The 24,360-nt window shown below is 68.1% G+C and carries 23 protein-coding genes and 1 pseudogene; 15 read left to right on the top strand and 9 right to left on the bottom strand.

The window, feature by feature from the left end; all coding sequences use genetic code 11:
• Positions 1-1,366, bottom strand: a 1,366-nt coding sequence (gene lnt / locus V3W47_RS08945; protein ID WP_331824853.1) for an apolipoprotein N-acyltransferase, incomplete at its 3' end; no start/stop codon positions are given.
• 72 nt (positions 1,367-1,438) lie between these two features.
• On the opposite strand from lnt, the gene V3W47_RS08940 reads away from it, so the two are divergent.
• From V3W47_RS08940 to V3W47_RS08915, 6 genes are all read left to right on the top strand, one after another.
• Positions 1,439-3,823, top strand: a complete 2,385-nt coding sequence (locus V3W47_RS08940) for a heavy metal translocating P-type ATPase (RefSeq protein WP_331824852.1) — start codon at positions 1,439-1,441, stop codon at positions 3,821-3,823.
• A gap of 125 nt (positions 3,824-3,948) precedes the next feature.
• Positions 3,949-4,578 (top strand): cation efflux transmembrane domain-containing protein, encoded by a 630-nt coding sequence (locus V3W47_RS08935; protein ID WP_331824851.1) that lies wholly within the window; start codon positions 3,949-3,951, stop codon positions 4,576-4,578.
• 52 nt (positions 4,579-4,630) lie between these two features.
• Entirely contained in the window at positions 4,631-4,885 is a 255-nt protein-coding gene (locus tag V3W47_RS08930; protein WP_184028075.1) for a glutaredoxin family protein, read from the top strand.
• Positions 4,882-5,262 (top strand): ArsR/SmtB family transcription factor, encoded by a 381-nt coding sequence (locus V3W47_RS08925; RefSeq protein WP_331824850.1) that lies wholly within the window; start codon positions 4,882-4,884, stop codon positions 5,260-5,262. Before V3W47_RS08930 ends, V3W47_RS08925 begins: the two co-directional genes overlap by 4 nt.
• 55 nt (positions 5,263-5,317) lie before the next feature.
• Entirely contained in the window at positions 5,318-6,112 is a 795-nt protein-coding gene (locus V3W47_RS08920; protein WP_246363237.1) for an undecaprenyl-diphosphate phosphatase, read from the top strand.
• On the top strand, positions 6,103-6,972 hold the full coding sequence (locus V3W47_RS08915) for a class I SAM-dependent methyltransferase (protein ID WP_331824849.1): 870 nt from the start codon (positions 6,103-6,105) through the stop codon (positions 6,970-6,972). Before V3W47_RS08920 ends, V3W47_RS08915 begins: the two co-directional genes overlap by 10 nt.
• Positions 6,973-7,353: 381 nt before the next feature.
• Here V3W47_RS08915 and V3W47_RS08910 read toward each other — a convergent pair whose 3' ends face one another.
• A complete protein-coding gene (locus V3W47_RS08910) occupies positions 7,354-7,932 on the bottom strand; it encodes an SMI1/KNR4 family protein (RefSeq protein WP_331824848.1) in 579 nt (192 codons plus the stop codon).
• Between the two features lie 49 nt (positions 7,933-7,981).
• Positions 7,982-8,560 carry a TlpA family protein disulfide reductase gene (locus tag V3W47_RS08905; protein WP_331824847.1) on the bottom strand — a complete coding sequence of 193 codons (579 nt, stop codon included), beginning with the start codon at positions 8,558-8,560 and terminating at the stop codon, positions 7,982-7,984.
• Between the two features lie 520 nt (positions 8,561-9,080).
• Here V3W47_RS08905 and V3W47_RS08900 point away from each other — a divergent pair.
• On the top strand, positions 9,081-9,536 hold the full coding sequence (locus tag V3W47_RS08900) for a DUF4158 domain-containing protein (RefSeq protein ID WP_331824846.1): 456 nt from the start codon (positions 9,081-9,083) through the stop codon (positions 9,534-9,536).
• Positions 9,537-9,717: 181 nt separating this feature from the next.
• A complete protein-coding gene (locus V3W47_RS08895) occupies positions 9,718-10,611 on the top strand; it encodes a 3-hydroxyacyl-CoA dehydrogenase (RefSeq protein ID WP_331824845.1) in 894 nt (297 codons plus the stop codon).
• On the opposite strand, the pseudogene V3W47_RS19695 reads toward V3W47_RS08895, so the two are convergent.
• The 3 genes and pseudogenes from V3W47_RS19695 to V3W47_RS08880 all read right to left on the bottom strand — a co-directional run.
• Positions 10,508-10,957 (bottom strand): annotated as a pseudogene (locus V3W47_RS19695) (hypothetical protein); the annotation flags it as partial. The gene V3W47_RS08895 and the pseudogene V3W47_RS19695 sit on opposite strands and share 104 nt — an antisense overlap.
• A gap of 30 nt (positions 10,958-10,987) precedes the next feature.
• Positions 10,988-13,216, bottom strand: coding sequence for a type II glyceraldehyde-3-phosphate dehydrogenase (locus V3W47_RS19740; RefSeq protein ID WP_503623866.1), 2,229 nt, complete (start codon positions 13,214-13,216; stop codon positions 10,988-10,990).
• 182 nt (positions 13,217-13,398) lie between these two features.
• Entirely contained in the window at positions 13,399-14,484 is a 1,086-nt protein-coding gene (locus V3W47_RS08880) for a YVTN family beta-propeller repeat protein (protein WP_331824842.1), read from the bottom strand.
• A 546-nt stretch (positions 14,485-15,030) separates the two neighbouring features.
• Between V3W47_RS08880 and V3W47_RS08875 the strand changes: the two genes are divergently transcribed.
• The 3 genes from V3W47_RS08875 to V3W47_RS08865 are packed head-to-tail and all read left to right on the top strand — an operon-like array spanning position 15,031 to position 16,935.
• Positions 15,031-15,240, top strand: a complete 210-nt coding sequence (locus V3W47_RS08875; RefSeq protein WP_331824841.1) for a hypothetical protein — start codon at positions 15,031-15,033, stop codon at positions 15,238-15,240.
• A 1-nt stretch (position 15,241) separates the two neighbouring features.
• Positions 15,242-16,090 carry a WD40/YVTN/BNR-like repeat-containing protein gene (locus V3W47_RS08870; protein WP_331824840.1) on the top strand — a complete coding sequence of 283 codons (849 nt, stop codon included), beginning with the start codon at positions 15,242-15,244 and terminating at the stop codon, positions 16,088-16,090.
• Positions 16,087-16,935, top strand: a complete 849-nt coding sequence (locus V3W47_RS08865) for an urease accessory protein UreH domain-containing protein (protein WP_331824860.1) — start codon at positions 16,087-16,089, stop codon at positions 16,933-16,935. The genes V3W47_RS08870 and V3W47_RS08865 overlap by 4 nt, the downstream gene beginning before the upstream one ends.
• Positions 16,936-17,548: 613 nt before the next feature.
• On the opposite strand, the gene V3W47_RS08860 is transcribed toward V3W47_RS08865, so the two are convergent.
• Together V3W47_RS08860 and V3W47_RS08855 are read right to left on the bottom strand one after the other, a co-directional pair.
• Complete coding sequence (locus V3W47_RS08860) at positions 17,549-18,310, bottom strand: LysM peptidoglycan-binding domain-containing M23 family metallopeptidase (protein ID WP_331824839.1); 762 nt, start codon at positions 18,308-18,310, stop codon at positions 17,549-17,551.
• Between the two features lie 151 nt (positions 18,311-18,461).
• The gene (locus V3W47_RS08855) at positions 18,462-19,064 is read right to left on the bottom strand and encodes a DUF305 domain-containing protein (RefSeq protein ID WP_331824838.1); all 603 of its coding nucleotides are present in this window, start codon (positions 19,062-19,064) and stop codon (positions 18,462-18,464) included.
• Positions 19,065-19,248: 184 nt separating this feature from the next.
• Here V3W47_RS08855 and lgt point away from each other — a divergent pair, with 184 nt between their 5' ends.
• From lgt to V3W47_RS08835, 4 genes are read left to right on the top strand one after another with little or no spacing between them, the layout of a single operon-like run.
• A complete protein-coding gene (lgt, locus tag V3W47_RS08850; RefSeq protein ID WP_331824837.1) occupies positions 19,249-20,196 on the top strand; it encodes a prolipoprotein diacylglyceryl transferase in 948 nt (315 codons plus the stop codon).
• Positions 20,193-20,705, top strand: coding sequence for a thioredoxin-like domain-containing protein (locus V3W47_RS08845; RefSeq protein ID WP_331824836.1), 513 nt, complete (start codon positions 20,193-20,195; stop codon positions 20,703-20,705). Before lgt ends, V3W47_RS08845 begins: the two co-directional genes overlap by 4 nt.
• Positions 20,706-20,735: 30 nt before the next feature.
• Positions 20,736-21,401 carry a response regulator transcription factor gene (locus V3W47_RS08840; RefSeq protein WP_331824835.1) on the top strand — a complete coding sequence of 222 codons (666 nt, stop codon included), beginning with the start codon at positions 20,736-20,738 and terminating at the stop codon, positions 21,399-21,401.
• Positions 21,402-22,490: a HAMP domain-containing sensor histidine kinase gene (locus tag V3W47_RS08835; RefSeq protein ID WP_331824834.1), complete on the top strand. Its 1,089-nt coding sequence runs from the start codon at positions 21,402-21,404 to the stop codon at positions 22,488-22,490.
• A gap of 51 nt (positions 22,491-22,541) precedes the next feature.
• On the opposite strand, the gene V3W47_RS08830 is transcribed toward V3W47_RS08835, so the two are convergent.
• Positions 22,542-24,170, bottom strand: coding sequence for a bifunctional metallophosphatase/5'-nucleotidase (locus tag V3W47_RS08830; RefSeq protein ID WP_331824833.1), 1,629 nt, complete (start codon positions 24,168-24,170; stop codon positions 22,542-22,544).
• Positions 24,171-24,360 lie beyond the last annotated feature (190 nt).

The following is a 24,360-nucleotide window of genomic DNA, read 5'->3' as shown; positions in this document are numbered from 1 at the left end:
CCCCCACCGGCCAGTCCCCCAGCCGGACGTACCAGGTCTGCCCTTCCTGCAAGGCAAAGCGCGCCTGAAGCGTTCCCGCCTGCTTGACCGGCAGCGCCTGCGTCACCCGGCCGCGCGGGTCGATCACTGCCGTCACGCCGATGTTGCCCGCGCGCAGCAGGAAGCGCCGGGTCTCAATGGCCCGCACCCGGCCTAGTTGGAAGTGCTGCGCCACCCCGTTCCCCGCGTTGAACCAGCCGTCGTTGGACACGTTGACGAGCACGGCCGCCCCGTCCTGCACCAGGCCGCGGGCAATCCCAGGAAACACGCTCTCGTAACACACGTACGCCCCGTACGCCACCCCGCCCAGCGTCAGCGGCCGGTCGAGGCGACCTGGAAGGAGGCCCGTCAGGTCGGGCAGCCCCAGCGCCCGGAAGACCCGCCCGTACAGTGGGGCCAGGGATTCACGCAGCGGGAAGTACTCGGCGAACGGCACCCGCCGCCGTTTGTCGTAGGCGGCCGCCAGGCCGCCGTCCCACGCCTCGACCCGGTTCTGACCCGGGTGGGCGACGCCGATCAGCAGGGGCCGGGCGGGCAGGCGGGCCAGGTCATCCCCCGTAACGGCCGTTTCCGGCCAGATGGCGACGTCTCCAGCCGCAGTGGAACTGAGACGGGCGTAGACCGGCAGCGGGTCGGCCCTGCCCGCGACCTTGTCCAGCGGGTTGAGGTTGCCCTGGACCAGCAGCGCCTGGTGGGTCGGTGGCGTGACCTCTGGCCGCGTCAGCCCGTACGCCAGTGCCAGACCCCAGACGGGCAGCACCAGCGCGAGGGGACGAACCTCTCGCCGGGCCAGGCTGGCGAGCGCCGCCGCCAGGGTCGTGACGAGCAGGCTGGCGAGCAGGACGCCGCCGAGGTCAGCCACCTGGATCAGCGGGGTGGGCAGCAGCGTGTAGCCTAGCGTGCCCCAGGGAAAGGCGAAGGGCCCCAGGTGCCGCAGCCACTCCAGCAGCACCCACCCGAACGCCAGGCCCCAGACCCGCCCCAGGAAGGTGGGAAACAGCCGCGCCACCAGCAGCCCCAGCAGCGCGTAAAAGGCTCCTTCGAGCACGAACAGCGCCGGGAAGAGCAGCGCGCCCGCCACGCCGAAGAGCTGCGCGAAGCTGAGCGGCAGGAACAGCAGGTGCAGGGCGAAGAAGGCGGTCATCCCCCAGAACAGCCGGGCAGCGACCACGCGCGGGGCCGCCGGGTTACAGACCCACCACAGCAGCGCGGCGAGCGGCAGCGGGGTCAGGACACTCCAGCCGTACGGCACGGCCGTCAGCGCCAGCGCGGCCCCCAGCAGCATGGACAGCAGGACGGCCGCCAGACCGGACTTGTTCCTCTTCATGCACACACGCTCCCCGACCAGGAGCACCCCGCTGTGCTTGATATCTGTACATTCATACAGATATCTTAGGGCATGACAGGTTTCCCCTCCACCTCAGGGACGCCCCTGCGCTACTTCGTGGAGCGCATGGACTGTGCCGACTGCGCCCGCACCGTGCAGAGCGCCCTGACCCGATTGCCCGGCGTGGAAGCACCCCAGGTCAACTTCACCACCCAGACGCTGAGCCTCACCCTGGACGAGGCTCGGTTGCCCCGTGAGCGCTTGGAACAGACCCTGCGCTCCCTGGGGTACCCGCCCACCCTGGAAGCCGCCCCGGCCGCGACCTCCAGCGCTCCCCTGCGCTACTTCGTGAACAACATGGACTGCGCCGACTGCGCCAACAAGGTGCAGGGCGTGGTGACTCGTTTGCCGGGAGTGGGGGAGCCCAAGGTCAACTTCACCACCCAGACGCTCAGCCTCACGCTGGACGAGACCAGGACGCCGAGGACACAGCTCGAACAAACCCTGCGCTCCATCGGCTACCCACCGGAATTGCAGGGCGAAGTTAGCACCACGCCCGGCACAGCCACCCCAGTCGCTCCCCGTCCAGCCCGGGTGGAACTGCCCTGGTATCAGACGGGCAAGGGCCGCAACGTCTTGCTCACGGGTGGGCTGCTCGTCCTCGCCCTGCTGTTCAGCCTGATCGCGCCGGGGTTCGCCTTCTGGGCGTATGCGGCCGCGACCGCCATCGGCACCTGGCCGCTTCTCCGCAAGGCCGTCGCCAGTGCCCGCCTCGGGGAACCCTTCACCATCAACACCCTGATCAGCGTGGCCGCCATCGGCGCCATCGCCATCGGGGAGGCGGCGGAAGGGGCACTCGTCGTCTTCCTCTTCGCCATCGGCGAGCTGCTGGAGAACGTCGCGGCCGGGCGGGCTAGGGCAGGGATTCAGGCGCTCGCCGCCCTGGCCCCCAAGACCGCGCTGCTGCTGGAAGGCGGTCAGACCCGTGAGGTGCCCGTCGAGGGGCTTCAGGTCGGCCAGTTTGTGCGGGTTCAACCGGGCGGACGTGTCCCGGCAGATGGCACCATCACCGAGGGCGACTCCAACCTCGACGACTCCCCGGTGACGGGCGAGAGCGTCCCGGTGCACAAGCGCCCCGGTGATCCGGTCTATGCGGGCAGCATCAACACCGACGGGGTGCTGACCGTCCGGGTGGACCGGGGGGCCTCGGACAACACCATCGCCCGGATCATCCACCTGGTCGAGGAGGCGGAGTCGTCCAAGGCGCCGACCGCGCGCTTCATCGACCGCTTCTCCCGCTGGTACACCCCGGCGGCGATGGCCGTGGCCTTCCTATTCGCTGTCCTCCCACCGTTGCTGTTCGGCCAGCCCTGGAACGAGTGGATCTACAAGGGCGTGGCCCTGCTCTTGATCGCCTGCCCCTGCGCCCTGGTGCTGAGCGTCCCTGCTGCCGTGACCAGCGGGATCTCCGCCGGTGCCCGGCGCGGCCTCTTGATCAAGGGCGGTGCGGCGCTGGAGACCATCGGCAGCGTGCAGACCGTCGCCTTCGACAAGACCGGCACGTTGACCGAGAACAAGCCCCAGGTGACGGACATCGTTCCCCTGGGCGCTTCCGAGCAGGAGGTGGTGATCCTGGCCGCCGCTGTCGAAACTGGTAGCGCGCACCCGCTTGCCAAGGCGGTCCTCGCTCGTGCCCAGGGGCAGGCCGTCCCCGCAGCCCAGGACGCCAAAGCCATTTCCGGTAAGGCCGTGACCGCCACGGTGCAGGGGCGTGCCCTCGCGGTGGGGTCCCCGCGCTACGCGCAGGAAGTCGCTTCGCTGAACCCTGACGAGCAGGCGCAGATCGCCCGACTAGAGGAGCAGGGCAAGACGGTGGTGGTGCTGCTCGACGGCCGCCAGGTGCTCGGTTTGATCGCCATCCGGGATGAGCCACGTCAGGACGCGAAGGAGGCGGTGGCCCGGCTCAAGGGGCTGGGTGTCCGCTCCCTCATGCTTACGGGGGACAACGCCCGCACCGGCAACGCCATCGCGCGTGACCTGGGATTGGACGTGGAAGCGGAGCTGCTGCCGGAAGACAAGCTCCAGCGCATCGCCGCCCTCAAGGCCTTCGGCAAGGTGGCGATGGTCGGAGACGGCATCAACGATGCTCCTGCGCTTGCTCAGAGTGACGTGGGCATTGCGATGGGCGGGGGCACCGACGTGGCCCTGGAGACCGCCGACGCCGCCCTCCTACGCCACTCGGTCACGGGCGTCGCGGAACTGGTGGAACTCTCCCGTGCCGTCATGACCAATATCCGTCAGAACGTCGCCTTCGCGCTGGGCCTCAAGGCCATCTTCCTGGTCACCACGCTGCTTGGGATCACCGGCCTGTGGCCCGCCATCCTCAGCGACACCGGGGCTACCGTGCTGGTGACGGCCAACGCCCTGCGCCTGCTGCGCTTCAAGCCCGGCGCGTGAGCGGCTGCCCACCACAGCCCTCGCCTTCACAGCAACGACCACGCCCCCCTCCCCGGTACAGGTATGACCTTCGCAACCCACAGCGCCTTCACCCTCAACGCTTGCCATCAGAAAGGTGATCTCCAGTGAGTGACTCCCGGACAGACGACGACGCACATCACCTCGACGCCAGCCAAGCGGCCGACCGCCGCATCCTGTGGCTGGTGCTGCTGATCAACCTCGGGCAAGCCCTGGCGGGCGCGGGTGTCGGCGTCTGGGCGTCCTCCACAGCCCTGATCGGCGCGGCCCTCGACAACCTGGCCGATGCGTCTGTCTACGGCGTCAGCCTCTACGCGGTGGGCCGCGCCGCCACCATCAAGGTCCGCGCCGCCCGCCTGTCGGGCTGGCTCCTGATCGGCCTCGCGGTGCTGCTGTTGGTGGAGGTGCTGCGCCGGTTCTTCGGGGGTGAGGAGCCCATCGGCCCCGCGATGATGGCCATGGCCGCCGTCAACGCGGCGCTGAACCTGGTCTGCTTGCACCTCCTGAAGCGCCACCAGGGCGAGGACGTCAACTTCAAGGCGTCGGCCATCTTCACCAGCAACGACTCGCTCGTGAACCTGGCCATCGTGTTGTCCGGAGCGCTGGTGCTGTGGTGGGACTCGAATCTGCCGGACCTGATCCTCGGCCTGGTCGTGTCGGCCATTGCCGCCAACGGGGGCCGGGAGATCCTGTCCGAAGCGGCCGAGGCGGCGGAACATGCCCGGTCGGAGGCTTGATGCCGGACACGCCCTCCCTGCTCCCTCACTTCCTTTCCTTCCGAGGTGTCCCATGCCCCCGACCGTGACCGTCTACACCGTCCCCAACTGCTCGTCGTGCGAGGCCGTCAAACGCTTCCTGGGAAGCCGTGGCGTGCCGTTCACCGAGAAGAACGTCCGCGAGGACCCCGCTGCCCTGGCGGAGATGCAGGCTCGGGCGAACGTCCGCATCGCCCCGGTGACCGTGATCGGCGAGCAGGCCTTCTACGGCACCTTCGACGACCAGCGCCCCCTGCTGGAGGCCGCTCTGCGGGAGAATGGAGTATGACCACGACCCCTGACGTGAAGACTGACCGCGCCGCGGACTGCGAGGTCCACTGTGTCCACCCGGAGGCGGTGGCGCGGGTGGAGGCGGCCCTGCCGGATGACGCGCTGATCGAGCGTGCGACCAGCCTGACCAAGGTGGTGTCGGACCCCACTCGGCTGCGTATCCTCTCGGCCCTCGCCCTGGAGGAGCTGTGCGTGTGCGACTTGGCGGTGATCGCGGGCATCAACGAGTCCACCATGAGTCACCAGCTGCGCCACCTGCGCGCGTTGGGCCTGGTGACCTTCAGGAAGGTGGGGCGGATCGCGTATTACCGGCTGGCGAACGACCACACCACGCGGCTGATTGCGGACATGCTGGCGCATGCCCGGGTCATGTGAGGACGGGGCCGCATCAGGCGACCGTTCCGCCCTCGTCTTTTCCCAAGGACTTCTCTTGAACGACACCATCGCAGCCGCCCTCCTGGGTCTGGTCGAGGGCATCACCGAGTTCCTGCCAGTGTCCTCCACCGGCCACCTGATCGTCACCGCCGACCTGCTGGGGTTTCGTAACTCGGGTGGCACCTTCGAGATCGTCATTCAGCTTGGGGCGGTCCTGGCAGTGATCGTGTACTACTGGCGCGATCTGGTCGGCCAGGCCCGCGCCCTGCCCACAAGCGTGGACGCGCGCCGCTTATGGCTGGGCGTCGCCCTGGCCTTTGTGCCAGCGGCGGTCCTGGGCTTCCTGTTCAGTGACCTGATCACCCGTTACCTCTTCTCCCCGGTCACCGTGGCGATCTCCCTGATTCTTGGAGGCATCGCGCTGTGGGTGATCGAAGGGCGGCCTGTGGCGGCCACCACGCAGGGCCTGACCCAGGTGAGCCAGCGTCAGGCCCTGGTGGTGGGGTGCGCGCAGTGTCTTGCCCTGGTGCCGGGCGTCTCGCGCAGCGCGTCGAGCATCATCGGCGGCCTGCTCACCGGCCTCGACCGGCCGACCGCCACGGCCTTCTCGTTCTACCTGTCGATCCCGACCCTCGGCCTGGCGACCCTGTATGCCCTGGTCAAGGGCCGGGAGGTGCTGGGCGCGGCGCAGCTCGGTCCACTCGCTGTCGGGCTGGCCGTGTCCTTTGTCACGGCGCTGCTGGCCGTGGGCTGGCTGCTGCGCTATGTCTCCCGGCACAACTTCCGGGCCTTCGCGGTGTACCGGGTGCTCGCGGGTCTCGCCATCCTGGGGTGGGCGCTGTGGCGCTGAGCAGGCCGGTCTGGCTGACCCCGGAGCAGGCGACCTTGCTGATCCCGCTCGTCGTCAGGGCGCGTCAGAATGCGTGGCCCGACCCGATCCTACGCGACGAGACGGCGGCCCAGGCGTTGCTTCGTCTGGGGCAGGCCGCCCCGCCCCTGCCTGCCCCGCGCGGCGACGCCTTCGGGCTGGCCCTGCGTGCCCGGCACCTCGACGGGTGGACGATGGCCTTCCTCGCGCGGCACCCGGCGGCCACTGTGCTTCATCTGGGCTGCGGTCTGGACGGGCGGGTGGACCGGGTAAACCCCCCTCCCGGCGTGCGCTGGTTCGACCTCGATCTGCCGGACGTGATCGCGCTGCGTCGGGTCGCCTACCCCCGCGAGGAGGGACCGAGCTACCAGATGATCACCGCCTCGGTGACGGACGCAGGGTGGCTGCGGTCGGTCCCCGCAGATCGCCCGGTGCTGGTGGTCGCGGAGGGGTTGTTGATGTACCTGCCGGAGGCCGAGGTGCGCGCGCTGCTCACGCGGCTGGGTGGGGCGTTTCCTTCGGGGGAGCTGGTGTTCGACGCCCTCAGCCCGCTGGGGGTGGGCTGGGGCGCGCGGCACCCGGCCCTACACGCGTCCGGCGCCACCTTGCGCTGGGGCCTGGAAAACCCCCGGGAGGTGGAAGCCTGGAGGCCAGGCTTCCACCTCCTTGACGACGTTGGCCTGCTGGGTCTCCCGGGATTCGCGCGGCTGCCCAGGGTGGAGCGGACCGCTTGTCGGGTGCTGCGGCAGGTCCCAGCGCTGCGGCGGCTGCACCGCCTGCTGCGCTACCAATTCTCGCCATCGGGGCGCGCTGTCGGCGTGCCAGGGTTCTTCTCACCCTGACGGCACGCCTTGAGGGGGACACCCATGCCTCAGTCCAACACCTCCACTGGAAGGCGTGCCGCCCTGGGGTTGCTGCTGGCCTTGCTCCTGCTCGGTCTGCTCAGCGCCTGGGACCGGCGGCTGGATGCTCCGCCTCTCCAGGAGGCGCCGACCGGGGACGTCACACCGGCGGGTCCTGCCCGCTGAATGGAAGGCTCAGGTTGAGTCGGGCATCACGTGGACGGGGTATCGCCCGGCAAGAAGGGAGCACGATCAGTCTCGCCCAGGAGAGGGCGTTGGTCCTCAGACACACCCGGACGGCCGTTGAAACCTTGGGGAGCGTGCATCCGCCTGGGGCAAGGACCGGAGCAGGGCTGGTGGGCGAGTCCACCTCCCCCACACTTACGGCAGGATCTGTGACAGGGCCGAGCCGTTCCCAGGCTTCATGGAGACGTACCCTCCCACTTCCTGGATCAGAAAGTTCCCCTGCCGGAGTTCGGCGCTCAGCTCCTCAAAAAGCGTGTGAAACGAGTTGGCGACCACCCGGGGACAGGGGATGTCCAGTCCGAAGACGACGACCTGGCCCCACACGCCCGACGCCACTGGGGCCAGAGAGAAGCCGGGAAAATTCCCGGTGTTGTCCGTGAACAGCGGGACGTGGTGCGGATTCGGTTCGTACGCCTGCGCGCGCCCGTCCAGATTCGTCACCGGCACAGGCCCCTCACGTTCCAGGAGGCGGGCGACGCTCTGGCGATGGTGGGTGATGCCGTGCGCACTCATCGGTTTCAGGCCAAACAGCAGGCGGTGCCCGGCCCGTTGCCCGTTGTGGGTGGCGAGCACCTGATGGACGTCGTTGGGAGGCGGGCTGTTCAGCGCCGCGGTCAGGGCCCGGAGGTCCTCGGCCGGGGCAGGCGGGGCGAGACCCGCGAGCAGCCCGGGCGTCAGGTCGGAGACACAGTTCGGGAAAGCTGTCCAGGACACGAGATTGCTCTCCTGCCCGCCAGGGGGGCGGCCGGGCCCAGGCCATCGCTCACAGCCTGCCCACCCCGATCTTGTCCAGCCCGACGTTCAGCCGCTCGCGGTTCAGGCCGCCCCGGTCCAGGTGCTGAACCACGCCTGCCCTGTCGATGAAGAACGTCTCGGGAATGCCGCCTACGCCGTAGTTGATCGCGGTTCTGGACTGGGGGTCACGCAGGCTGGGATACGCGAGGGCGAATTCACGAATGAAGTCGCGGGCGTTCTGTTCTTTGGTCTCCTGGAAGAGGATGCCGATCACGGCGAGGCCCTGGCTGGCCTCCTGCCGTTCGCTGAGTTCACGGAACAGGGGCGCTTCCTCGCGGCACGGGGTACACCACGACGCCCAGAAGTTCAGCACGACGGGCCGACCACGCAGGTCCGCCAACCCAACCGGCGCACCGTCTAGGCTCTGGAGGGCGAAGGCGGGGGCTGGCTTTCCGACGAGCGGGCCGCCGCTGGTTGTGCCGCGCGCTGGGTTGAGCAGGGCCACGCCCAGGACCACCGCGAGGGCAGCCGCGAGCACGGGCGGCAGCAGGCGTCGCCACAGGGTCACCGGGGCGTGAGGGCCAGGGGAAGGGGAAGTCGAATTCACGGGTTGCGCCCTTCCAGTGGCCAGGGGCAGGCCTCTGCCCCCTTCGTCAGCAGGGCCGGAGCGGAGTGGACTGCGGCCCCTTGAACCTCAGCCCTCAAGGTGTGCTTCCCGGGCGTGTAGTCCTCGAAGCTTCGCCTGCTCCAGTGCACTTCAGCAGACCGTGCAGGGAACCCCATCGGGCACCAGGGCCAGGACGGAGAACGGCGCGGGAAGTGAGGATCGGCGTCCTGGAAAGACCGATGGCTGAGGACACTGGACGCATACACTTGTAAGGTATCTGTACAGACGTACAGATGTCATGAGGATGGCAACCAGGATTTGAACATGCGGAGAAACTGTAGCTGAGGCTGGCAAAGGCGTGGCGTTCCGGGAAGGTCTAAGCTAAACGGTCAGGGGGCTTTCCCCAGTGCAGACCCTGGTTCATGGCTGGTACCCTGCCACGAGCCTATGTCACGTTGACTCTGGCCCAGCGTTGGTTTTCACGCCATTCCTGGGGTGACCCCTCCTGCAAGGAGACTCCATGCAGCAGCACTGGACCGTTGAGGACTTGATCGACGACTGGACCCTCCTTCCTGCCGAGCAGGCTCTCCTCGCGGGCAGCCATGAGGCCAATCGCCTTGGCCTTGCGGTGATGCTCAAGGCCTTCCAGCACGAGGGCCGATTCCCGGCCCGCACGAGGGACGTCCCCCACGCCGCCGTGGCGTTCGTCGCCCGTCAGGTGGGCGTTAAGGTCACGCAGTTCGAGCGGTACGACTGGCGGGCGCGCACGCCGCTGATCTATCAGCACGTCAACCCGGATGGCATCTTTCGCCTCGACATGACCACCCGCCTGGACCTGGGACGCGCAGCGGCCTCAGCAAAGCGCGGCCAGTCCTCGTCCTCCCGCGCTTTGCTCAGGCCACCTTCTTGTCTCGTCCTTTTGCAAGCTGGCGCAGCTGCCCGATACCGTTGGCGAAGTCCGGGGGAAGCTGGGTGAGGCCGGTGTTTGACGGACCCGACCGATAGCTCGACCCTCCGACAACACACCTGTTTTCGACTTCGCCCACGGTATCGCTTCCCTGACGGAGGCCCATGACCGGGAGCCTGGGGTACGATTTAGAGGCAACGGAACGGAAGGCTGCTGTTGCTTCGCTGCTCCGCAGCCAGGAGTGTTGAACATGACCATCAGGACCGTCGCGGTGTGTGGCAGTGGAGTGCTGGGTTCGCAAATCGCCTTTCAGACCGCCTTCCACGGCTTCGACGTGCGCGTCTATGACATCAACGACGAGGCCATCACCCGGGCCAGGGCCACGATGCAGGGCTTGCAGGAGCGGTATCAGCAGGACATCCAGGCCACGCCCGAACAGACCCAGGCCGCGCAGGGCCGCCTGTCGTTTTTCACCGACCTGGGCGAGGCGGTGCGCGGCGTGGAGCTGGTGATCGAGGCCATCCCGGAAGTCATCGACCTCAAGCGGGACTTCTACCAGAAGCTCGGCGCGATCGCCGACCTGGACACCATCTTCGCGACCAACACCTCGACCCTGCTGCCCAGTAACCTGATGGAGGCCACCGGGCGACCCGAGCGGTTCCTGGCCCTGCACTTTGCCAACCAGATCTGGGTGAACAACACGGCGGAGATCATGCGGACCCCGAGAACCGACGACGCCGTATTCGATCAGGTGGTGGCTTTCGCCAAAGACATCGGCATGGTCGCGCTGCCGCTGCACAAGGAGCAGCCAGGGTACATCCTCAATACCTTGCTGGTGCCGCTGCTGGGGGCAGCCCTGGAACTGGTCGTGAAGGGGGTCGCCGATCCACACACGGTGGACAAGACCTGGATGGTGGCGACCGGTGCGCCACGGGGACCCTTTGCCATTCTGGACGTGATCGGCCTGACGACGCCGTACAACATCAACATGGCGGCGGCGGCTCAGGGCGACGAGGGGCGCGGGGCGGTGGCGCAGTACCTCAAGGAGCAGTACATCGACCGGGGCAAGCTGGGCATCGCCACGGGTGAGGGCTTTTACACCTACCCGAACCCGGCCTACCTCCAGCAGGACTTCCTGAAGTAACGGCTGGATTAGGCGTTGGCGAAGTCAGGCGGGGAGTGGCAGGCGGGCAAACTGGGCTGTGCGGGTGGTCGCTCTCGGCACCCCCTGCCACCATGCATACACGCGCCGCAAGTTGATGCCCGCAGCAACGGCCATGCCCTGAACGCGCAACTTGGCTTCCCGCGGTACCGATCGGTTCGTGCCCCATGGGCACGAACGGCGACTGACACGGTTCCTTCCATTCCAGCGATTGCTGCTGAATTCGCAGAGTGCGCAACGCCTCATAAGCAGCTTGGTCCTGAACCGTGATCTTGCGGCCCAAGTGCTTTGACTTCGTGCAACGTGGCTTATCTGGGCATCGGTTGCAGAGCCCACGTCGAACCCGTGACGGGCGCGCTCATGCTGGCCCCAGCGAGCGCACTCGTGGAGAGCAGACGAAACCAGAGCGCCGTCGCAGAAGTCCCACCTCCAGCATGGAGAACCCAGTGTCCCGTTCGCGTAGGGGATCGCCAGCATTCAGGTGCCTCCCCGCTGCCAAGACCTGTTCATCCGTCACCGGGGCCGTCGGCTCTTCAGCCCCCTTGAAACCGGCGGGCGTTCCTTCACCCGGCGTCACGTGCGGCGGCCGGGTCGAGGGCAGAAAGTGGCGGGTGATGCCCAGACTGGCGTCGGTCTTCGCGATGGACACCGCCGCGTCGGGTTCGAGGCCGCTGAGCGCACGGATGCAGTCCACGTTCTCGGGAATCACGATGGCCTCGTTGTGCACCTGGAAGGTGAGGTACACCTCGCGCCCGTCGCTGGCCAGGGCGTCCTCCCACACCGCCACCTCCCACATGTCGCCGCGGGGGCGCCGGAGGTCGCGCATCAACTCCATCACACTGTTGAGCGCCTCCAGGCCATCCGCCGCACGCACCAGCGCCACGCGCGGCGTGTCCAGAAGAATCGCGCGCAGCTCGTCCACGTCCACCGGGCGCGTCGTCTCGATCATGGCGAAGTGCAGGTGGCTGAGGTTGTAGGGGCCCGCCCCGGCCAGGGTGGTGATGTCCAGCCCCGGGATCACCGTCTGGGCGTCCGGGCCCTGATGGCTGGGCACCTTCGTTTCCGGGATGGCCGTGTTGATCATGCCGTTCCGGTGCGATTCCCACGGGTCGGTCGCGCACCGCATCAGTACGGCCCGCACGCGTCTGGCCAGGCCGCGTCCGTGCAGGGCGTGGCTGATCCGGCTGAGGGCGGTGGTGTTGCAGGACACCACCCGCGCGGAGTCCCGGTTCAGCGCCCCCGCGTAATTCACCTGCGCCACGAACGAGTACCCCGCCAGTTCGTGCTTCTCCCCCCCCTGCCAGATCGCCTTGACGCCCGCCGCCCGGTACGCGGCCTGGTTGGCAGCCGCGACCTTCTTGGGGGCGCAGTCCACCACCACCTCCACCTGCGCCAGTAGTTCCTGGAGCGTTCCGGCCACGGGCACCCCGGCGGCCTGCATCTCGCCCGACCTTTCCGGAACGCTGGCGTACACTGGGTACCCGCGCTCGACCGCCACACGAATGCGGTAGTCCGATACCACGTCTGCCACGCCCACGAGTTCCATGTCATCCTGCGCGCTGACCGCGTCCGCAACGCGCTTGCCGATCACGCCGTAACCGTTGACGGCCACCCGAACTTTCCCCGTCGATACAGTCATGCTGTCCTCCCTTTCCAGAACACCAGAGGTAGCGTGCCATCCGAATCCAGCCTGGGCAGCCGGGCCAAGCTGGCCCGGCCTTGCGGCTGAAGCTGCGCTGAACACCGGGTTTCCCGTCTGTGTGCGGCCGGAGGTCCGGGCCACCTGGCGAGCAGCTGCCGGGGCTCCCGAGGTGTGTCGGGCGTGTGGAGCCACAGGTTCAGGACCTACTTCCGCGCCCTTGGCCCCGGAGCGGGCGTACCAAGGCTCATCGCCGCTCACGTGGCGGCCGGGCTCAGCCCCCCACCTGCGCCACGATGGACGGCCGAACGCCCCGGCCAGGTCCGCGAGCTGGCGCACCCGCCCGGTCCCCACTGTGCCGAGCCAGTGCTGGCGCGCACGCCCATCCCAGGCACCCATCGTTTCCTGCCACGCGGCGCGTCTTGCCAGGAAGCCGGACGCGCCGTCCTGGGCCGCGATCTGCACCTGGCAGGCGGGCACCTCGAAGGGCACGCCGCCCCACAGCAGGATCCACGGTGCGCTCGGCAAGGCGTGTGGGGCGCTGGATGCCTCGCGCATGCGGCCCTCGTCCTGCTCGAAGCGTGGGTCGGTGGGAAACTCGGCCACCTCCCGCTGGAGCGCCGCCGCGTCCTCCCGGCCAGGGCGGGAGGACACCAGCAGCTTCGCCGCGTCCGCGCCCATCCGGGGGACACGCTGCACGCTCCAGCCTGGGAGGAACTCGGTGTGCCGCGTTCCGTGGTCGTCGTTGTACTTGGTGGCCTGCGCGCCGACCAGCAGGCCCTTGTCCCGGGGTAACGCACCCGAGGCGATGTCCTGCGCCGCCCTGTCCCCGTAGACTGGGTCCAGCAGCACCGTGCTGGACACCGGGGCCAGGGCACGGTTGAGGTCCAGCTTGTACCCGGTAAGGCGGGCGGCGACCACCGCCTCCGGGTGCTGGGAGTCGATCATGCGCTGCCGCGACCCGCGGTGGTCGAGGGCCGTCATCACGAACAGCCCTTCCTGGGTGGCGAGGCGTTGCAGTGCGCGGAGTTTCCTGATCTTGAGGGCATCATGGCTTCTCCTGGAGTTTCTGGGGTCCGGGAGGGAGACAACGAGGCGGCCGGACCAACGGGTTGGCGGTGGGCACCCTTTCAGTGGTGGCTGTCGTGTTCCTCTCCGCCGGGACTTGGCGCCATCTCCATCTGACCCAGGCCCAGGTCACGGACGCCTCCCGGAGCCGGGGCGAGCGTCGAGAAGCTCACCCCGTTCGGCCCCCCACCGGTCGGCACCCGCGCGACGGTGCGGAGGGTCGCCAGGTCGACCACCGCGAGGGTATTGGCGTAAGTGTTGGTGACGTACGCGAAGCGCCCAGTGGGGTCCACCGTCACGCCGTGGGCACCCGCACCGGTTGCGACGTCCGCCACCACGCTGAACTTCGCAGCGTCGATGACCGACAGGGTCTGGCCGGGGCGCTCCGGGGTGCCCTGGTTGGCCGCCAGGACGAAGCGGTTGTCCGGGGTCACGGTGAGCTGAATCGGCCCGGGACCCACCCGCACCTTCCCGAGGACCTTCCGGGTGGCGACGTCGATCCTGGCCACCGCGTTCTCGTCGCGGAGCGTGACATACGCCGTCTGGCCGTTCGGCGCAAACGCGACCTGCGCCGGGGCGCGGCCGACCGGAAGCTCCGCGACCGTACGGGACGTCCGGGCGTCGATCCAGCTCACGCTGTTCCCGCCGGTGTTCGCCACGAGGACCCACCGCCCGTCCGGGCTGGGGCGCAGGCCGTGCGGGTGCGCCCCCACCTTCACGGTCGCCAGGGGCTGAAGCGTGGCGGCGTCGATGATGGTGACGGTGCCGTCCTCGCCATTCGTGACGTATGCGCGCTTTCCGTCAGGGCTGACGATGACGTGGGCAGGAGACGCCCCGGTCGGGACGCTGCCCAGCAGCCGGTAGCTGGCCGCGTCAATCTTGACCGCCCGCCCCTGCTCGCCCAGCACGGCCCAGACGCTCTTGCCGTCGGGAGCGAGCTGAACGTTGTGGGGCGAGGGCACCCCGCTCAGGGTGGCCTGGACGCGCCGGGTGGCGGCGTCGATCACCGTCAGGCTCCCTGTCGTCTCATTCGCGACCCAGACACTTCCGCGCACATTCGGCGCCCCTCCTCCGCCCAGGGTGGTCGCGGTGGACACGCCCAGGAACAACCCCAACAGCGGAACGACTTGCAGCATACGAGTAGACATGGCTTCCTCCGGAAAACCGGGACGGCGTGAAGGCAATCCGGCTCCTGCCGTTCTCGCGTGCCGTCCTAGGTCCGACGTCATGCTAGGGCGGGTGTGTAAAACTTGTGCAAAGCCGCACATGCTGTTGCTCGAGCCTTCGGTCGTCCCAGGACCCCCAGTAGCCCGGGAAGACCAGGCTGACCTGGGGTACTCATGGTGCAGGGACGCTGCCAGCGCCACGGGACAGGTCATTGGCATGAAGAGCGCGCGGTAGCCCAGGGCGACACGGTAAACGCCCGGCTGCACCTCTTTCTCCCGGGGAGCGTCGAGGCGAACTTGGAAGCCGCCCTGGGGAGGCGGGGCGTCATCTCCGCGGACGTGCGCGTAGAGGTGGTGGAGCAGCTTTTTGCGGACCGCGCTGGGCAAGACGCCCCTGAGCCGAGTGCAGCCCGCTGAGCCGCCCGGGAGGGCCGACCGCTGAACCGGAATCCGGAGGAGCGGGCCTCCGTCCTCCGGCTGGCCCCCGGCTTTACCGAAACTGAACAGACCTTCTCTATGGTGAAGTCCGTGAAACCTTTGGGAATGTGCTTGGACTGGGAGGTCGCCCTGGGCCTCACCATCGCCGTGACATTGTGCTGGACGGTGTTCTCCGTAACTCCTGTGGCGGCGCTGCCCTTCTTGCTGGCCGCCGCGTGCCCGCTCTCGATGCTGTGGATCAGACACGCCGCGCCGCCCCAGGCCCCTGCGTCTGCTCCGGGGCTGGCCGGGAGCGCGTGACATGACGACGAACGCTCGGCATTGGTGCCGCGCTGCGTTGCCCGTGGCCCTGCTGACCGCGGCCGTGCTGGGCGGCGCGCTGTGGTGGCAGACGCAGGGCACTCCGGCTCAGGCCGCGGGGCGGCTGAGCGGCGACTTCCACGCCCTGCGGGTCCTCCCAGATGGCCGCCTATTGTATGGGGAGCACGCGGGCGTTTCGGTCAGCGCGGACGGCGGAAGGACCTGGGGCGCTGCCAACGGTGCCGGAGACGCCATGTCGCTTGTCCCTGCGATGCCCGGCACCCTGGTGATGGCCGGGCACGACGTGCTGAAGGTCAGCCGGGACGGCGGGCAGACCTGGCAGGAGACCGGATTCGGGAATCTGCCGGGCACGGACATCCACGGGTTCGTGACCCTGCCGAGTCGGCCGAGCGTGTGGTACGCGAATATCGCCGGGCAGGGCCTCTACCGCGCCGAGAACGGGCAGGACTGGCGCTTCGTTTCCCCGGCCACGGCGGGCGCGATGGCGCTCGCGGCAGGCCTGGGGGAGATCCCACGGCTTTATGCCCTCAGCATGGGGGAGGGGCTGACCGTTTCGGATGGCGGCACGACCTGGCGACGTGCCGGAGCCGCGCCGCGGGCCGCCGGTTCCGGCCTCGACGTTCATCCTGTGAGCGGGAACGTCTATCTTGCTGGTCCCGCCGGTGTGGCGCGTTCGGAGGACCGGGGCGCGAGCTGGACGAACCTGGGGCTGCCTGAAGGCGCGCTGCTGGTCACCACCGACCCCCGGGACGAGACGAGGCTGTATGCCGCCGGTGAAAGCGGCGCGGTGTACCGCTCGGCGGACGGGGGAAAGACTTGGAGCCAGTGACGCCGCGCTGGCAGCTCGCCGCGGCAGGCACCCTCGTCGCCGCGCTCCTCCTCGCGTGGCCAGCCGCCTTCCCGGTCCTGCGGGAAGTGGCCCTCGACCTGTACCGGCTGAGCGGCACCCTGAATGCCGCCCTGGCAGGCCCCGTCACGGCCCTGCGAGCACGGACGGGTGCCTCGCTGCTCACGCCGTTCTTGCTGGGCCTGCTGGCCGCCACCGCCCCCTGCCAGCTTTCGACAGGTGCGGCGACCCTCGCGTACGTCGCGCGGGACGGGCACGCCGGGGGGGTGTGGCCGCGCAGCCTGGCCTTCGTGGGGGCGCGCGTGCTGGTATACCTTGTGCTGGGCGCCGTGGCTGTATACGCCTTCGGCGGCAGCATGACCGCCTCCGGCCACTTCTTCACGGGCGTTCGGCGGGTGCTGGGCCCGCTGATGTTCCTCGTGGGCCTGGTGATGGTGGGCGTGGTTCGCCTCCGCTTCACCCTAGGAACGCGCCTCGCGGGGCGGCTGGAGGAACGCGCCCGCGTGGGACGCGGCACGCTGGGTGCGTTCCTCCTGGGTCTGGCCTTGAGCCTCGCGTTCTGCCCGACGCTCTTCCTGCTCTACTTCGGTCTCACCCTCCCGCTGATGCTCACTGCGCCGCTGGGCGCACTGTACCCGGTCGCGTTCGTGCTGGGGATGACGCTTCCCCTGCTCGTCCTGGTCGCGTTCCTGCCCGGCGCCTCGGCCAGCGAGCAGCAGACGTATGTCGGTGGTCTCGGGCGCGTCCACCAGCTGGCCACACCGCTGGCCGGGGCCGTGTTCGTCCTGGCGGGGCTGTACGACACCTTCGTTTCCTGGCTGCTCTGATGGAGATGGGGACGCGGCAGAGCGCAGCGGTGGCTGCGGGGCTTCGGGGGCCCCGCCCCGCCTGTTCTCCTGAGGCCTCGCCCGGATGGGCAACGTGCCTCTCGTTCTAGGCCAGGGCCGCCACTTAGGTGTCGGGCCGCGGGGGACAGACCGGAGTGGCGAACGAGGTTCAAGGGGGCAAGTTGCACCAACGGCACGGCCCCCACGCCCAGGCTGGGTATGGGCGGGATGCGGGCGTTGTACGGCCACCCGCCGAGTGCGCAACATCCCCCTGCACAGCACCGCCGCCAGGAGTAGCCATCTCCCACCCCGGAGCCAGGAGGCGGGAGATCCGTCCATGACGCGAGAGAGTGGCATGCTCAGCTTCTCCCGGGCGGAGAAGGCAGGCCGTGCCGGGGATGGACAGAGAGGGCGCGGATGAGCGCCCGGCAGTTCTCACGCTGCACCTTCAAGCGCAGACGCGGACCTTTTTGTAAGCCTGCGGTATTCAGCGGAAGAGCCGCATCACCAGGCCTCCCTCCAGGCGTCCCGCCGGTCAGGTCTTGCGGCGTCATCCACTCCGGGTGTGCCCTACCAGGGACACACTCTTCTCCTGGGTGAGGCCCGCAGATGTTCAGTACAAACTCAGAGGGTTGACAGGCGTTCCCTGCACCGTGACCCGGTAGTCCAGGTGTGGGCCGGTACTGTTCCCGGTACTGCCCACCCGCGCAATCACCTGACCAGCTTCCACGCGAGTCCCCACCCGGGCCAGGTTGGCGCTGTTGTGGCTGTAACGGGTGGTCATCCCGTCGCCGTGGTCGACGAGGACAGTCCAACCCCAGCCGCTCTGACTGTCGAAATGAGACTCCGTGACCACGCCCGGTCGTGCAGCCCGGATAGGCGTCCCGGTCGGGGCGGCCAGGTCCAGACTCGGGTGGCTGGCAAGAAAGGGCGTGGTCAGGCGGCCCTGCACTGGCATCACGGCCGTGACCCGAATGGCCGCAGCACGCACGGTCGGGGTGGCTGGCTGACGCGCGGCGGATCTCGTGGACGGCAGCGCAAGCTTCTGGCCGACCTGGAGGGGTGCCTGAGGATCAAGGCCACGGTTGGCGGAGAGCAACGCCGCCAGCGTGATGCCTTGACGCTGGGCGACGGTGGAGAGCGTGTCGCCGCGGCGTACCGTCCAGCTGCCGACAGCCCCCGGCAAGGTCAACCGTGCGCCTGCCTTGAGCAGGCCCTGACGCAGACTGGGATTGGCCTGAATCAGGGCGTTCACGGTGGTGCCGTGGCGGACCGCCAAGCGCGTGAGCGTATCGCCCGGCTGGACAGTGACGGTGGCGGCGGCCGCCAGGCTGAGCCAGGTCAGAGCCAGGGTCGCAATAAAAGGCACTCGCATGAATGTCGAGCAGCATGCTGGAGTCTTGTAAAGATTGGGTAAAGTTCAGGCGCCAGCTCGCAAGGGCTGCGGCATTCCGCCGGGAGGAGGCTTTGAAACATCAAAAACGCCCATGCCCCGCTGGTCAGGGCATGGGCGTCGTGGGAGAAATTTACAAGCCGCGCTTCATCAGCCAGGTGCGGAAATCGTACATCTCCTGAGCCTGGGCCCGGACGATGTCCCGGGCCAGCTTGAGCACGCGCGGATCACTGGTCTTCTCGAGCGCCATATTCGCCATCTCGATGGCGGACGCGTGATGGGGCAGCATGCCCTGCACGTACGCCACATCCGGGTTCTTCGCTTTCGTCACCATATCAGCCATCCCGCTCATGCTGCTCTTCATCATGTTGGCCATGGCGGCATTGCTGCCCCCGTAGCTCTTGAGGAGCGTGTTCATCTGGTTGATCTCGCGGTTCTGATCCTTGATGACGGCGTTGGCCCAGGTTTTGACCGTCACGTCCTTGCTCTTGGGAAGCACGGCCTTCGACATGTCCACGGCCATCTGGTGGTGCGGGACCATCATGCTGAGAAACGCGCGGTCGAAGGCTTTCCCTTGAAGTTTTTCGAGACCGCTCATGTCCATCTTCATGGTCATGCCGGTCATCGTGCTGCCGGACATCTGGCTGTGGTCCATCCCGCCCATGCTGCCCTGCGCGACGGCCGCGCCAGCCAGCACCATTCCTGCTCCCACCATCAACATCGGGTTCCGTTTCATGGCCCCAACATACCGGGGGCCTGTAAATATTCTGTAAACCGCTTCGGCCGCACCGGAGGTCACCCGACGTGCCCACGGCGCACTTCAGGCAATTGAACTCAGGCTGACCTTTACACCAGCTTAACAAGCGGGACATACCCTCAACCACAGCCAGGTCGCATCCGGTCCGGGCACTGGAGGTGGCATGGATCCTGTCTTTTTGCAGATCGGCAATTTCACGATTGCCTGGTACGGCGTGCTGATCACGCTGGGCATCGTCCTGGGCGTGTGGATCGGAACCCGGCTGGCCCGCGAGCGCGGCCTCAACGTGGACCTCTTCAGCGACATGGTGCTGTGGGCGATCGTCTGGGGACTGGTAGGCGCCCGCATCGTGTTCGTGGCGACCTCCTGGGAACAGTTCGCCAACATTCCCTTTCCGCGCATCCTGCTCGACATCGTCAACCTGCGCCAGGGCGGCATCTCGATTCACGGGGGGCTGATCGGCGGCATCCTGGTGCTGATCTACTACACCCGGCGCTACAAGCTCAATTTCTACCAGTACGCGGACCTGTTCGTGCCGGGCGTGGCCTTCGGGATCATCGGCGGGCGCATCGGCAACATCATGAACGGCACCGATACGGTGGGCCGGGTGACCGGGTGGCCGGTCGGCTACCGCTGGCCGGACAGCGCCCGCGCCTTTCACGAGGGCATGTGCATCCCCAACCCCAACCCCGACATGGACCTCTCGCGCTACTGCCAGGAGATCGGCGGGCAACTGGTGATGACCGCGCCCGTTCATTTCACGCAGCTGTACGGCGTGTTTATCGGCATCATCCTGAGCGTCGCGGCGTACTTCTGGCTGAGGTCGCGCAAGGCGGGCTGGGCGTTCTGGCAGTTCTGGCTGTGGTACTCCATCCTGCGCGCCGGAGCAGAGGAAACCTTCCGCCTCAATCCGCTGGCGATCAAGTCCTACCTGAACCAGGGCCTGGACGCGCCCGGCATCGGCCTGTGGACCGACACGCACCTCATCAGCGTGCCGCTGATCATCGTCAGCATCCTGATGCTGCTGCGGATTCGCAACCGGCCCGATACGCGGGGTAAGGCTGCAACCCTGCCTCCCCTCACGACGCCTACCTCCCTGGAGCACCCATGAGATTGCTTCCCTCCGTCCGCCCACTGCTCTGCCTCACCCTCCCCATCATGCTGGCGGCCTGCACCTCGAAAAATCTGGAAGGGGTGCAGACGTTCACCTTCGAAGCCGGTGACCACCGGGCAGGTCGGCTGGTCTACAACGAGACGCCTCCGGCGGGCGGCGCGCACAATTCCACCTGGCAGAACTGCGGCGTGTATACGTCACCGCTGTACGACGAGTACGCCGTGCACAGCCTCGAGCACGGGGCGGTATGGATCACGTATCAGCCCACGCTCAGCGCGGCCGACGTCGAGACGCTGGCCGGTCTGGCCGAGGGCCGCACGCATGTCCTCGTGTCCCCGCACAGTGGGCAGGAAAGCGCCATCGTGCTCACCGCTTGGGGCTTCCAGCTTCCCGTGTCTGAGGTCGGCGACTCCCGGATTCAGGCATTCGTGGACCGCTACGAACAGGGGCCGACGACTCCGGAGCGCGGCGCGGCCTGCTCGGGTGGATATGCCGGGACCCGCTGAACCCCGGTTCTTCGGGCGCACGGAGGCCTGATGGCCACCGTGCTGATCGTGGACGACGACCCGGCGATTCTGGAGATCCTCACGGCGTACCTGCGGGCGGAAGGCCACACGGTCGAGGCGGAGGACGACGGGCTGGCGGCCCTGCCGCGGCTGGCGCGGGCCGACGTGGCGATCATCGACTGGATGCTGCCCGGCATGACCGGCGTTGAACTCACCAGCCACGCCCGCCGGGAATATCCTCAGCTGCCAGTGTTGCTGCTCACCGCCAAAGGAGAAGTCGAGGACCGCCTGGAAGGCCTGAATGCCGGGGCGGACGATTACGTCGTGAAGCCGTTCAGTCCGCGTGAGGTGGTGGCCCGGGTACGCGCACTGCTGCGGCGGGTGGGGGTCCGCGAGCAGGTCCAGTCTGGCCCATTGCTGCTCGACCTCCAGGGCCGCAGCGCCACCCTGCACGGCCAGCCGCTCGCGTTGTCGCGCACAGAATACGATCTGCTCGCCACCCTCGCGCAGCATCCGGGATTGATCTGGTCGCGTGAACGGTTGATGGAACGCGTCTGGGGTCCGGAATACCCCGGCGTCACGCGGGTCGTCGACGTGCACATCACTGCCATCCGCCGCAAGCTCGGCGACGACGCGGACGCGCCGGGCTTCATCGAGACCGTGCGTGGCCTGGGGTACCGGTTCCGGGAGGACTGAGTGCGGCTCTTTCCCCGCCTGCTGCTGCACCACCTGGTGGTGGTGGCCGTCACGGCTGCGGTGCTGCTGATGGCCGCCGAACTGACCGCGCACCCGTTTATCCAGCATCACGTGGACGAGATGATCCGGCTGATCGGCCCGGACGGCGGAAGGATGCGGGCCGATCTGGCCGGAGGCATGCGGGGCACGCTGACGCGGGCGCTGCTGGCTGCCCTGCCGGTGGCGTTGCCCCTGGCGGCCCTGACCGCCTGGATCGCTGCCCAGCGCGTTACGGCCTCCGTGCGGGTCCTTCAGGCTGGGAGTCAGGCGATCGCCAGTGGCGAGTACGTGCGCCGCCTGCCGGAAAACGGGCAGGACGAACTGGCGGACTTGGCGCGCAGCTTCAACACCATGGCCGGGACCCTCGAACGGGTGGAACAGAGCCGGGTGGAGCTGATCGGGAACGTCGCCCATGAGCTGCGGACACCAGCGACCGCGGCGCGCGGGTACGTCGAGGCCGCGCAGGACGGCATCCTGTCGGCGGAACAGGCCCTGGGCAGCGTGGCGCGGGAGCTGGCCACCCTGGAACGCCTGGTTCATGACCTCAGCCTGGTCAGCCGGGTGGAGGCTGGCCGGGTCGAGCTGCACGTCACGGAACTGCGGCTGGTGGAGGTGCTCGCTGCCGCCCAGGAGCGGTTTCAGCTGGCCTTCGAGGACCAGAACGTCACCCTTCAGCTGGGCACCGTTCCCCACGACCTGACCGTGCGGGCCGACCCGGAACGTGCCCAGCAGGTGCTCGCCAATCTCCTGAGCAACGCCTTGCGCCACACCCCGCGCGGGGGCACCGTGTGGGTCACGGTGGAAACCCACGACCACCGGGCCGTGGTCTGCGTCGCGGACACGGGCAGCGGCATCGCACCTGACCACCTCGACCGCGTGTTCGAACGGTTTTTCCGCGCGGACACCGCCCGCACCCGGGGGGAGGGCAGTGGAGTGGGTCTCACCATCGCACGCGGCCTGGCACGGGCCATGCACGGTGACCTGACCGTCACTTCGCATCCTGGGCAGGGCAGCCGCTTCCGCTGGACCGTTCCGCTCAGCGCTGGTTGAGTGAATGCCATGTGGAGCCGCACCAAGGCCCCTCCGCTCGGTATGTCCAGGTCAGTTGCCGGTAACGGCCCGGATGCGCTGTCCGACCACCGGCGTGACCGTGCCAAGCTGCTGGATGTACTCGAGGACCACCTGCGCGTCCAGTTCCCGGGTGGTGCCCTGCCCGTCGGCAAACATGGTGTATTCGTCGCCGCCACTGTTGGTGAAGTCACTCAACGCCAGGGTGTAGGTCGTGGCGTCTTTCAGGATGGGCATGCCGCCGTCGAGGGTAACGTTGACGACGCGCGAACCCACGGGCCTGCTCACGTCGTACGTGAATGAGAACCCCGACACCTGCAAGAAGCGGCCGCTGGCTCCGGGCAGCGCCGAGACGCTGTTCTCCAGCGCCGCATACAGTTGGACCCCGGTCACGGTGCGCGTCACGACGGTGTTCCCGAAAGGCAACACACTGTAGACGTCTCCCGCCACCAGATCATGGGGCGGTCCCGGCTGGTACCCGGGGGCGGGTCGGCGCAGCGTCTTGTCCTGCGGGGCGTAACTGGACGGCAACGAACTGCGGATGCTCCCCCCATTCTGGATGGCCAGCTGGGTCCCGTACCGCGCCCGAAACGCGTCGGCGATCAGGTTCCCCAGCGCCACTTCCTGGAGGCGCTCGACGTTGCTGCCGCGCGGGAAGACGTCGGTGGCCACCCCAATCTTGCGGTCGAGCTGCTGCGCCAGCTGCGCGCGGTAAGGCGCCAGCACCTGCACGACCGCCGGGTCGGGGGTCACGGCGTCCGCACGCGGCACCACGAAGGTGTTGGTGCGCTCCGTCACGCGGCGGACCCTGGGGTCGTACGTGACGTTCACCTTCGCGTAGGTGGCACCTTTGCTGAGGTTTTCCACGACCAGGGCGTCGCCGACGAAGCCGCTGAACTGCTCGTTGGTGTGGTCGCCGAAGATCACATCGTAGCCGCGGACGCTCTTGGCAAAGTCAATCAGGGGGCCAGTGGCCGTTTGCGTGGCCGGATCCTGGGTGGTCACGCCCAGGTGGGTGATCGCCACGAACACCTGAGCCCCCTGGCTCCTTGCCGCAGCCCGCGCCTGGGTCGCCGCAGCGACCGGGTCCGTGACCTGGAGGGTGCCCAGCGCGCCGGGCGCGACCAGGGTCGGCGCTTCCGGGTTGGTCAGTCCCACCACCGCCACCTTGACCCCACCCACCGTGAAGATTTTGAACGGCAGCACCTTGTTCAGGTTCGCGTCGAGATTCCTCAGGTTGGCCGAGACATACGAGAATTTGGCCTTGTCAATCAGGGTTTGAAGGGCCGCGATGCCCCGGTCAAAGTTGTGGTTCCCGAAGGTGTCCGCGTCGAAGCCCATGGCGTTCATCGCTTCGATGGCAGGCACCTCACCAAAGAAGCTCGACAGGGGCGGGGACGCGCCGTAGGCGTCTCCACCTGTGAGGGTCAGGGTGTTCGGGTTTTGCGCGCGGTCCCGTTTGAAGTAGGCGCTGAGCACCGCCGCGCCCCCCACCTCATAGGCGCTGGTGCCGCTGCCCACCGTCAGCGGATCGAGTTGCGCGTGCCAGTCCGAGACGTCGAGCAGTTGGATGGTGGTGGGCTGGGCAGGCGGGGCGGGCTGGGGCGAGCAGGCCACCAGCGCGAACGTCAGGACGGCGAGGGGTGCAGTCTTGGCCAGCATGGGTCCTCCTGCTCCCGGCCAGACGCCCTCAGAAGCGTGCCAGCCACGAAAGTGGCCCTTTCCCTGCCGAACTGAAGGCCTTTCGTTATGGAAGTACGTTCAGTCTAGACCCGCAGCGGCGGGGAAGGGTGAATTCCGGCGCCAGCCCACCGGTCAGCCGACGCATGCGCCCCTGCTCCAGTCGCCTCCC

Origin of the sequence: Deinococcus sp. YIM 134068, assembly GCF_036543075.1 — a bacterium.
Lineage (GTDB): Bacteria > Deinococcota > Deinococci > Deinococcales > Deinococcaceae > Deinococcus > Deinococcus lichenicola.
This window is presented reverse-complemented; position numbering and strand designations above follow the sequence as displayed.